The organism is Psychrosphaera sp. 1_MG-2023 (genome assembly GCF_030548245.1).
GTDB classification, from domain to species: domain Bacteria; phylum Pseudomonadota; class Gammaproteobacteria; order Enterobacterales; family Alteromonadaceae; genus Psychrosphaera; species Psychrosphaera algicola.
This window is the reverse complement of the sequence record NZ_JAUORW010000011.1, coordinates 92931-104265: the sequence shown is the minus strand read 5'-3', so window position 1 is coordinate 104265 and position 11335 is coordinate 92931. Positions and strand designations below refer to the sequence as shown.

Here is an 11335-nt window from a genome sequence, read left to right as displayed (position 1 = left end):
GATTTTAATTTAACTACTTGAATTTTCGCGGGTTAGACCACTAAAAATACACTTCATTTAGTGACAAAATAGGTCTACACTAATTGTCGAAAACGATAAAAATAATAATATAAATAATCCCTACAACTCAATAAGGATACGGCAATGACCTTGTTACGTAATTCCTCGTCTGTAATTTTAAAAAACGTATCAAAGCTAATCAGTGAAAAAGTAGCTGCTGAACGTCAAACGTTAGTCGAGAAATTTGCATCCATTTTATTCGAAAATCTGTCCAATGAGGATTTAGACAAACGCATCGACGAAGATCTGTATGGCGCAGCTTTGAGCCTTTATAACGATTTTAGCGATACAAAGTCAGCAGAATCAACAATAAAAGTATTTAATCCAGAACTTGGCAATACCGGTTGGAGTTCTGAAAATACAATCGTGCAAATTGTCGTAGACGATTTACCATTTTTAGTCGACTCAGTTCGAATGACCTTAAATCGATTAAATATCACTTCTCATTTATTATTGCACTCACCGATTAAAGTTAATCGAGATAAAAAGGGTGCGGTTGTAGAAATAGTCGATTTGAAAGATGCGACTAAATCTACGAATACTCAAACGGTTTTCTTTATCGAGGTCGATCGTCAATCTGAACAAAAACAACTAGATGCATTAGCTGAAGAACTCAGTTCTGTATTATCTGATGTCAGTATTGCAGTTGAAGATTGGAAACCAATTGAACAAAAATTAGCGCAATGTATTGATGAAGCTAAGAATGCAAAAATCAAAAATGAAGCAGGCAAACAAACTAGCCTGGAGTTTTTAGATTGGATAGCCGATCACAATTTTACCTTGATGGGGTATCGTGAATACACTGTGAAAGCGGTTAAAGGGGACTTTTCGATTAAAGGTGTGGACGAAACATCTCTTGGCTTAATGAAAAACCGAGCCAGTAGTGTTCGTCTGCTTAGTGAGCTTTCAGATGTTGCCCGTGCAGAAGCATTTTCAGATAATGTCTTAGTATTAACCAAAACCGATTCCAAGTCCCGCGTGCATCGTCCGGCCTATATGGATTATATCGGCATTAAAAAGTTTGACGACGAGGGCAATGTTGTCGGTGAACATCGTTTTATCGGCTTATATGCTGCGAGTTTTTATAATTCCTCAGTGCAGGATATACCGTTGTTAAATATTAAGTTACAACGCATTACGGAAGGTAGCAGCTTTGCCGAGGGCAGCCACGCGCAAAAAGCATTGCTTAATGTTCTGGAAACGTATCCTCGTGACGAATTAATCCAAGCAAGTGATGAGCACTTAAGAGAAGTTGCATTAGGTGTTTTACAAATGCAAGAACGTGATATGACCAAGTTGTTTATCCGAAAAGATACCTATGGTCGCTTTTATTCTTGTATGGTGTTCGTGCGTCGGGAACGTTACAACACCGCGTTACGTCGAGATACGCAAGAGATTTTAAATAATGCACTAGGTAGCGATGGCTCTGTTGAATTTACCACATATTTCTCTGAGTCACCTTTAGCGCGAACACATTACATTGTTCACGCCACTGAAAAGGACATTGAATTAAACGTGAAAGATATTGAAAACAACCTAATCGAAGCCGCAAAAACGTGGGAAGACAAACTCGCCACTGCGCTAACAAAAACTCACGGTAGTGCGAAAGGTCGTGAATTAGCAGCCCGTTACGCTAAAGCGTTTCCAAAAGGCTACAAAGAAGAAATTTTACCTTCTACCGCCACCGTCGATATTTCGTTCTTAGAAAAGCTAACCGACAACAATAAGTTGGCAATGTTATTTTATCGTGCTCAGGAATCAGTTGATAAAAATGCGGTTCGATTAAGTCTTTTCCATAAAGACGAACCAATTCATTTGTCTGATGTACTGCCTATTTTAGAAAACTTTGGTCTGCGAGTCATTGGTGAGACGCCATATGCTGTTGCTATGGAAACAGGTGTAAATTGGATCATGGACTTCACCATGACACTCACTAATGCCGATAATAGTGATTTTGATTTAACTCGTGATTTATTCCAACAAGCATTTGCCGCGGTTTGGGAAAATAGATTAGAAAATGACGGTTTCAATCGACTCATTTTAGGGGCTAAATTAAGTGGCCGTGAAGCGTCAGTAATTCGTGCCTACGCAAAATATATGCGTCAAATTGGTGTTACCTTCTCACAAAGCTATATTGAATCGACCTTTGACCGCTACCCTAAAATTGCAGGTAAATTGGTTAAACTATTTGAACATAAATTTAATCCAACTAAACATAGTGTTAAAAAATATGAAAAGGCCAAAGATCAAATATTGGTCGACCTCGACAATGTCGCTAACTTAGATGACGATCGAATTATACGTCTTTACATCACTTTGATGGACGCAACTTTGCGTACTAACTTTTATCAAAATGATGAGCAGGGCAACATTAAACCTTATATTTCGTTTAAATTGTTACCTGAGCAAATTCCTGAAGTGCCATTGCCACGCCCGAAATTTGAGATATTTGTTTACAGTCCTCGTGTTGAAGGTGTGCATCTTCGAGGTGGTAAAGTCGCTCGTGGCGGTTTACGTTGGTCGGACCGTATGGAAGATTTCCGAACGGAAGTGCTTGGCTTGGTAAAAGCACAACAAGTTAAAAACACGGTTATCGTGCCGAATGGCTCCAAAGGTGGGTTTGTTTGTAAACAACTGCCGACAGCGGGAGGCCGTGATGCCTTTTTCACTGAAGGACAAGAATGTTATAAAACCTTTATAAGAGGTTTGTTAGATGTCACAGACAACATAATTAAAGGTGAAGTTATTCCACCTAAAAGTGTGGTTCGTCATGACGAAGATGATACCTATTTAGTTGTTGCAGCCGATAAAGGTACCGCAACATTCTCAGATATCGCCAATGCAATTTCTGATGAATATAACTTCTGGTTAGGCGACGCTTTTGCTTCTGGCGGCAGTGTTGGTTATGACCACAAGAAAATGGGGATCACCGCACGTGGTGCGTGGGAATCCGTTAAGCGCCATTTCCGCGAAATGGGTACCGATTGTCAAACAACTGATTTTACCTGTGTTGCAATTGGAGATATGGCTGGAGACGTATTTGGTAATGGTATGCTGTTGTCTAAACATATCAGGCTACAAGTTGCGTTTAACCATATGCACATCTTTGTCGACCCGAATCCAGATTCGGCTAGCACGTATGTCGAACGGGACCGTTTATTTAAATTACCTCGTTCATCATGGGAAGACTATGATAAATCGCTAATTTCTCAAGGTGGCGGGATTTTCTCAAGAAGCGCTAAGTCAATTCCACTTAGCCCTGAAATGAAAAAAATGTTGGGCACCAAAAAAGCATCAATGACCCCAACCGAATTAATGAAAGCGGCCTTACTAATGCCAGTGGACTTAATTTGGAATGGTGGTATCGGTACATACGTCAAAGCAAAATCTGAAAATGACGCTCAAGTTGGCGACCGAGCTAATGACGCGTTACGTGTAAATGGTTCTGAGTTGCGCGCTAAGATATTTGGCGAAGGCGGTAACTTAGGTTTGACTCAGCTGGGTCGAATCGAATTTGCAGCGAGTGGCGGTAGGATCAATACAGACTTTGTAGATAATGTTGGTGGCGTGGATTGTTCTGATAACGAAGTAAATATCAAAATTTTACTCAATCAGCTTGTTAACGAAGGCGAGTTAACAAAGAAACATCGAGATCAAACGTTATATGAAATGACTGATGATGTTTCAAAAATTGTAATTCAAGATTGTTATCGTCAAACACATACAATTTCGATTACTGAGCTAAAAGGGCAAAGTTTAGTTAAAGAACAACTTCGCTTTATCCATGCGTTAGAGAAAGCTGGCAAACTGGATCGCGAGTTGGAATTTTTACCAAATGACGAAGAGGTTGCTGAGCGTCAAGCAAAAGGCGCCGGTTTCACGCGACCTGAGCTTGCTGTTTTAGTTGCTTACGGCAAAATGATATTAAAAGAACAATTTGCAATCGATGAAATAGATAGCAACCCATATTATAAAGATCTTTTAATTAATGCGTTCCCGCAACAATTGCAAACTAAGTACGAGATGCAGATCCAATCTCATCCGCTTCGTAAAGAAATTATCGCGACAAAATTAGCAAACGAAGTCGTAAATGACATGGGTTTAAACTTTGTTATTCGTATGCAAGAAGAAACGGGCGCGCCTGTAGATGAAGTCTTAACCTGTTATGTTATCGCTCGTGAAGTATTTGGTTTACAAGACGTTTGGGCAGAAATTGAGAAATTAGATAATAAGATCCCTGCGATTGTTCAAACTGAAATGTTGCATCAAATGCGCCGTACGATTCGTCGTGCAGCTCGCTGGTTCTTGAGACATCGTAATAAGTCGCAAAATATAGCAGAGTCAATTTCCCTTTATAAACCTACATTTGAGAAAATGAACGGTAAGTTGGGCGATTACCTTGTTGAAAAAGAGAAAGGCATGTTGGTCTCTTTACAAAATGACTTTGAACGCGAAGGCGTTCCAACTCATATTGCGGCTTATGTAGCGCAATTGAGTTCAATCTTCTCTATTATGGATATTGCTGATGTAGCACGAACAGCAGATCGAGAAGTAGAAGAAGTCGCAGCCTTGTATTACACCTTAGGTGCTGATATGGGATTACATTGGTTCTTAGACCAAATCACCAATCAAGCCGTTGGCAACCACTGGCAAGCCTTAGCTAGAGCAAGTTACCGCGAAGAGTTGGATTGGCAACAACGTGCATTAACTGGCGCTGTTATACACTTCGAAGAGTCAAATAAAAATACACTTGAAGTTTATGACAAATGGAAAGACGAATACAGTTCGATTCTAGCCCGTTGGCAGCAAATGATAGCTGAGTTTAAAACCTCGGACAGTCATGAGTTTGCTAAGTTCTCTGTAGCATTAAGAGAACTGATGTTGCTCAGCCATCATTGTGAAACGGCGGTTTAAATTTATCGTTAAGTAACATACACTACGCCCCGAAATTCGGGGCGTTTTTATATTTAAGGGGATCTGATGTTTTACCAATTAGCCAAGAGATTTATGTTCAGCCGTGACGCGGAATGGGCGCATGAATTTGCATTAAAAAACTTGAAACGATTTGCAAATACACCTGCATCTTTGGTTTGGAAACAAAATCTCCCAGAAAAACCAGTAAAGTTGTTAGGCTTAACCTTCCCTAATCCTGTTGGATTAGCAGCAGGGTTAGATAAAAACGGTGAGTGTATCGATGCGTTAGGACAAATGGGATTTGGATTTATTGAAATCGGTACAGTAACACCTGTCGGCCAACCCGGTAATCCTAAACCACGGATGTTCAGGATCACTGAAAAAAATGCCATTATTAATCGAATGGGTTTTAATAATCATGGTGTCGATAACCTAATTAAAAATGTTCGAAATAAAAAATACAAAGGTATTTTGGGCATTAATATCGGTAAAAATAAAGATACGCCGAACGAGAAAGGGCATGAAGATTATGTTGCTTGCCTCGAAAAAGTCTACCCATACGCGGATTATATTACGGTAAATATTTCATCGCCGAATACGCCAGGTTTAAGAGATCTGCAGTTTGGTGATTCTCTCGAAGTATTATTAGCGGCAGTTAAAAATAGACAACTCGAGCTACAAGCAGAGCACCATAAATATGTTCCTATCTTAGTAAAGATTGCGCCAGATATGGACAAAATAGCAGTTGAACAAGTTGTGGATTGTATCGTTACACAGGGTATGGATGGCATAATTGCCACCAATACGACATTGTCGCGCGAAGCGGTTGCTGGATTAGAACATGCAGACGAAGCCGGTGGTTTAAGTGGTGACCCTGTTCGTGATGTGAGTACCGACGTTATAAAAATGATCAGAGCAATTAATCGAGATATTCCTATTATAGGGGTTGGTGGCATAAACGGACTAGAAGCGGCTAAAGAAAAACTGGATGCCGGCGCAAGTTTGGTTCAGGTCTATAGCAACTTTATTTACCAAGGTCCGAAACTCATAAAGGACATAGTAACGGGTCTGTAATTGTCGAGAAACTTGCCCTTATTAATTGTGTCAGTTAAATTGGTGATTGAGAGTTTAATAAGGGTAAATTCATTTGCAAAATGTAGCGAACAACGGTGTTAATTGGTGGTGGCATTTGTCTCCCAACGATCGTCAGTTGATATTACATTTGTCGTCAGAGATTGGCTTCCCGACAGGTTTCAAATTAGACAGCTTGGTAGAGAAAATCACTGATGGCATGCCATTTTCGACATCGGATGCAGAAGTTTACAGTGGCTTTTGTGAGTTATTTTCTCAAATGGACTTTAATGCGGAACAGCGCTTTAAACTTGCCATCTTTGCCACTGTCGGCACCTTATATATCAAACCAATGGCGGCTAAGAGTTGGTATTTTAGATTTGCCAAAAGTCCAACTAGAACAATTAAACCTCGTCAGTTGGTCAAGCTAAGTGCCTATGACAGTGCTGTTTATATTGTGTTAACGATTGAAGACAATGCTTCGTATGTGATGTTGATTAGTGAACGTCATAATTTAAATGAGACAAAAGATATTAAGCGTGGTCATGTTATTAAAGTCCATAACGATAGATTGACTCCCGTTGATTTCAAATTACAGGGTGACCAATTATGACAAGAGCAATTATTTTAGTCGCTGATAGTTTAGGCGTAGGCCAAGCGCCGGATGCAGAAGCGTTCGGTGACGCAGGGGCTAATACGTTCCACCATATCGTCCAGCATATGGATAAAATCGGCGATCCGATAAAGCTTCCAAATTTACAAAAAATGGGCATGTTTAACATTTGCGCTGAAGCCAATAATGTTACCTACCCAAATCTACCTGAAGTCGACCTGATTGCTTCTTATGGTTATATGGCTGAAATTTCTTCAGGCAAAGATACGCCAAGTGGTCATTGGGAGATGGCAGGCGTACCTGTGTTGTTTGAATGGGGGTATTTCAAAGAAAAACAAAATAGCTTTCCGCAGCACATTATTGACCAAATTTGCCATGAAGCGGGCGTGGATGGCATTTTGGCTAATCGCCATGCGCCGGGGACAGATGTGTTAACTTGGTTTGGTGAAGAACATATCAACACGCTAAAGCCCATCTGTTATACCTCTGTCGACAGTGTTTTCCAAGTTGCTGCTCATGAAGAGCATTTTGGATTAGAGCGATTATATGACTTTTGTTTGGTGGCTAGACGGGTTTTAGATGAACACAATATCGGGCGGGTAATTGCTCGACCATTTGTAGGTGAGGACGTTAACACGTTTAAACGTACCGGAAATCGTAAAGATTTTTCAGTGTTACCACCTGCACCGACAGTATTAGATAAGTTGTTTGACGCTGGCGGAGACGTGATCAGTATTGGAAAAATAGCAGATATTTATGCAGACCAAGGTATCACTGAAAAATACAAAGCGACAGGTTTGGAAGCTTTGATTGATAAAACAATTGAACAAATAAAGTCGACTGCAACAGAACAAACAATCATATTCACCAATTTAGTTAACTTTGACCAAGATTATGGTCACCGTCGAGATATTGTAGGATATGCCAAAGCACTGGAGTATTTTGACTCACGGATCCCTGAGTTATTGGCCTGTTTAACCAAACAAGATGTTTTGTACATAACAGCTGACCATGGTTGCGATCCGACTTGGCCAGGTACGGACCATACCCGCGAATATGTCCCTGTGATTGCCTATGGGCCTTCAATAAACGCGGTTAATTTAGGTGAGCGAAGTACGTTTGCTGATTTGGGACAAACACTGAGTAAACAATTTGGTTTAGCGCAGCTGGATTACGGAACGTCATTTTGGACGGATATATCAAAATAATTTTAAATAAAGGATAAATATCGTGATGAGAATATTACTATGCTTACTTATTAGCGTAATGGTTATCGCTTGTGCAGGTAAAGAACAACTGCCTCCACAACAAAAGGACGTTAATTTAATCAAAGTGATGTTAACAGGTGAAGGGAATAGTCAAAATGAACCAATGCTAATTTCTACACCGGCTCAAATTGAACAGATTATTAGTTTTATTAATAGTCATAGTAAAGGCTGGAAACAGCCGTTTTCAGACACAATTGAAGGCGATGTATATTTAACCTTGTACCGAGATGAAAGATTTGTTGGAAATTTTTACGTTGGTGATGATTTTTTTGGTCGTGATTACGGCAGTCCATGGGTACAAGATGCAAGCCAGTTAGAAGTGACCAAGTTTTTAGCAATAGTTGGTATTGAAACCAACAATCTAAACATTTCAGGCCGTTGCAGTCCCGCCCAAATGAAAACCTTGAATCAATTGGTAATGGGCCAAAAGTTAGTATCCAATACCATTTCGAAAAAAGCGTTTGTAGAATTCAAATCCCATTACCCGAATTGGTGTGAAACTCAAGTGTCGCAACAAACGTATAAAATTTACACTTCGGACACTTCACGCAATAAAATTATTGTCGAGCAAGTAAAAGAAGACAAAGATAACGGTTATTTTGGTCCATTCAAACTGAGTAAGTAAAATTCTAGTCGATAATATAGGCCGTCAGTCATATTACCGAATATCAATATAAGAATATAAAAACACAGTAAATAAATGCGTTTACTGTGTTTTTTTGTAAGAGATAAAAAATAACAACCTTTGATAACAGTTTTAACTGGCAAGCACATTATTTCAATGCAGAGAGGATTGGCTTTAGTGGACAAAACAAGTACAAAAACAAATGCCTATTTTAGGTTTTTAAGTTTGAATAAACTACAGGCATTTACTTTGGCGCGTGAGGTAATTGGGGCAAGTTATGAAACACAGGGCGTTGAAAATCGATTTGTAGGTTTGGTCCCTTTGACAGGTATGAGCTTAGATGACATTAATGACTTTTATGTCAGACAAAGGATCGAATTAGAGCAATGCGATATTTTAGTGTCGGCGCAGACCAACCTTGAAAATTTGGAACATGAGGCCCCAGAAATTGTGAATCGTATGCTCAAGTATATTGATTGTAAATTACGCTTTTCGGTGACGAAGGCATAATTTGCTTTAAACCAGATGTTCAAGGGTTTTTGACATTAATTGAGAGTTTAGGAAGATAAATGCACGTATTAATTCATTCACCAAAAGGCTACCCATTTACACTTCGTTCACTGGTTAAAAATGATTCTGGAATTTTAGGTGAATTTTTTGAATCGCTTTCTCCGCAAACGCGATCAAAGTTTGGTCCACATCCTCTAGATAAAGAATATGCAAAATACGTGATCTGTAAAAACATCGATGTGGACAATGTTTCACGTTTTATCATCGTTACTGAAACCCAAGTTGTTGGTTATTTTATTGTTGATTTTAATGAATACCCCAACGAGCGGAGTCGTTATTCAAGTTATGGTATTGAGCTCGATTTTGCATTAGATCCAGTATTTGCCCCTTGTATCCACGATAACTATCAAGGACAGGGCCTGGCAAGTCTGGGGTTGGACGCATTGTTGCGCTATTTTGACAAGTCAAAAATTAGGAGTTTAGTGCTAATGGGCGGAACTCAAGAGCCAAATTTATTGGCCCGCAACTTATATAAAAAGTTTGGTTTTGTCGAAATCGGTGAATTTTATACTGATTATAATCGTTTAAATAATGTCGATATGCGACTCGTGCGCTAATCACCACTGTCTAAAATATTAGTTATGTGACAACTAAAAGTGTTTAAAGATAAAAGCGTTAGAAAATGAGAATCAGCGCCAAATTTATTGTTTATTTTAACGGGGGAGGTTCGCAGCTCGATGTGACGAACCTCATTTAATTAAACGCTATTTTTGTACCTGTATCTATATTTGTGCTTTTGACATAAACAAAATTACCGCAATTTTGTCACCCACTTTTAAATAGATTGCACATATAAATAAAGTTCTTTTAATAACGCTTTAGCCGCGTCACTATCTTGATTACTTTCTAAATTATTTTCCAAACTCAGCTGGAATTCAGAGGCCGTTAAATTTGGCGAGTCATAACCATTCATTAATTTGTCCGTTCGATAGTTTTGCCACCAGTTAAGTTCTTCCGGCGTTAACATATTGGTAAAGTACCGCGCTTTGTATAAGCGCCATAATCCAGTTAACCGGTCATCAGTGAAATTGGGGGTAAGTTTCCAGTGATCTATAATTGGATGTTGGTGGATCATCGCCATTTGTTGCTTATCAGGTTCACTTAGAAAACCGTCATACAATCGATATTCTGGATTTGTTTCTTTTTCAAACTCTCGCTCTATTTCAAATACCGCAGCTAGTTTTTGTTTAAGTTCTGGGTTTTTCTGCAAAAATGCTAGATGCTTTAAACATGCAGACCGGTCGATGCCCAGCCGCTCTGCGTTTTCTGGTAGTAATGTTTTGGCAGGCGCTAAAATAGGGCATTTATTAAGCATCACTTGTTTTAACCCAATACGAGCTTCGCCACCTAAATCTTCGGTTTTTGTATATAGCTTTTCCGCAATTTGTTCAACACTAAGATGAGTTAAAGGTTCTGGGTTTTGTTGAAGGTTATATACCACAACGGCATTTTTGTTTTTATGATGGAACGCAATTGGTGCCACCCAGGAGGTGCAACCTTGCCATGCCGAGAACATGCCTGTGGTATGAACAAGAGGTGTTGAACGGTAAACGTCTATCATGTCAGACAATTGTTGTTTATTTCTATGCGCAAGCAAAAACTGAAATAACTTTGGTTGTTTGGTCTTGATCAACTTTGCTAGTTCAATCGTCGCGATGACATCGGCTAAAGCATCATGGGCATTGCCGTGGTCGATACCATTTGCTGCAGTTAGCTTTTCTAATCGAAAACTTGGTTTACCTTCATCATCGGTTGGCCAATTTATGCCTTCTGGGCGAAGCGCGTAACACGCTCGTACCATATCCAAAATGTCCCATCTTGAATTGCCATTTTGCCAGCTATAGGCATACGGGTCATAAAAATTTCGATAGAGTGTGTAGCGGATCATTTCGTCGTCAAAACGAATATTGTTATAACCAATGTTAATTGTATTGGGTCTGCTTATTTCTTGATGGATACGTTTTATAAATTCAGGTTCAATTAACCCTTTTTGCAAAGTAGTTTGCGGGGTAATACCGGTAATTAATGCGGCTTCAGGGTGCGGAAGATAATCGTTTGGTATCTGGCAGTATTCGACAAGAGGCTCGCCAATAATGTTCAGATCCATGTCTGTGCGGATCCCTGCAAATTGTGAAGGTTTGTCTTTTTTAGGGCTGGTTCCCCATGACTCGAAATCGTACCAATAAAATGTTTCTTGCATCATAAATTCAGTTT

General features: G+C 39.5%; 8 protein-coding genes. 7 read left to right on the top strand and 1 reads right to left on the bottom strand.

The window, feature by feature from the left end:
- Positions 1-144: 144 nt before the first annotated feature.
- The 7 genes from Q4575_RS11920 (at position 145) to Q4575_RS11890 (ending at position 9678) form a co-directional block, all read left to right on the top strand.
- Positions 145-4974, top strand: a complete 4830-nt coding sequence (locus Q4575_RS11920; RefSeq protein ID WP_303523063.1) for an NAD-glutamate dehydrogenase — start codon at positions 145-147, stop codon at positions 4972-4974.
- A 66-nt stretch (positions 4975-5040) separates the two neighbouring features.
- On the top strand, positions 5041-6048 hold the full coding sequence (gene pyrD / locus Q4575_RS11915) for a quinone-dependent dihydroorotate dehydrogenase (protein WP_215962354.1): 1008 nt from the start codon (positions 5041-5043) through the stop codon (positions 6046-6048).
- Between the two features lie 73 nt (positions 6049-6121).
- Complete coding sequence (locus Q4575_RS11910) at positions 6122-6658, top strand: cell division protein ZapC domain-containing protein (protein WP_215962355.1); 537 nt, start codon at positions 6122-6124, stop codon at positions 6656-6658.
- Entirely contained in the window at positions 6655-7866 is a 1212-nt protein-coding gene (locus Q4575_RS11905) for a phosphopentomutase (RefSeq protein ID WP_303523062.1), read from the top strand. The genes Q4575_RS11910 and Q4575_RS11905 overlap by 4 nt, the downstream gene beginning before the upstream one ends.
- A 25-nt stretch (positions 7867-7891) precedes the next feature.
- The gene (locus Q4575_RS11900; protein ID WP_303523061.1) at positions 7892-8551 is read left to right on the top strand and encodes a hypothetical protein; all 660 of its coding nucleotides are present in this window, start codon (positions 7892-7894) and stop codon (positions 8549-8551) included.
- Between the two features lie 225 nt (positions 8552-8776).
- Entirely contained in the window at positions 8777-9061 is a 285-nt protein-coding gene (locus Q4575_RS11895; RefSeq protein WP_303523060.1) for a hypothetical protein, read from the top strand.
- A gap of 59 nt (positions 9062-9120) precedes the next feature.
- Positions 9121-9678, top strand: a complete 558-nt coding sequence (locus Q4575_RS11890; protein ID WP_303523059.1) for a GNAT family N-acetyltransferase — start codon at positions 9121-9123, stop codon at positions 9676-9678.
- Between the two features lie 218 nt (positions 9679-9896).
- Here Q4575_RS11890 and sbcB read toward each other — a convergent pair whose 3' ends face one another.
- Entirely contained in the window at positions 9897-11324 is a 1428-nt protein-coding gene (gene sbcB / locus Q4575_RS11885; protein ID WP_215962360.1) for an exodeoxyribonuclease I, read from the bottom strand.
- Positions 11325-11335: the final 11 nt, after the last annotated feature.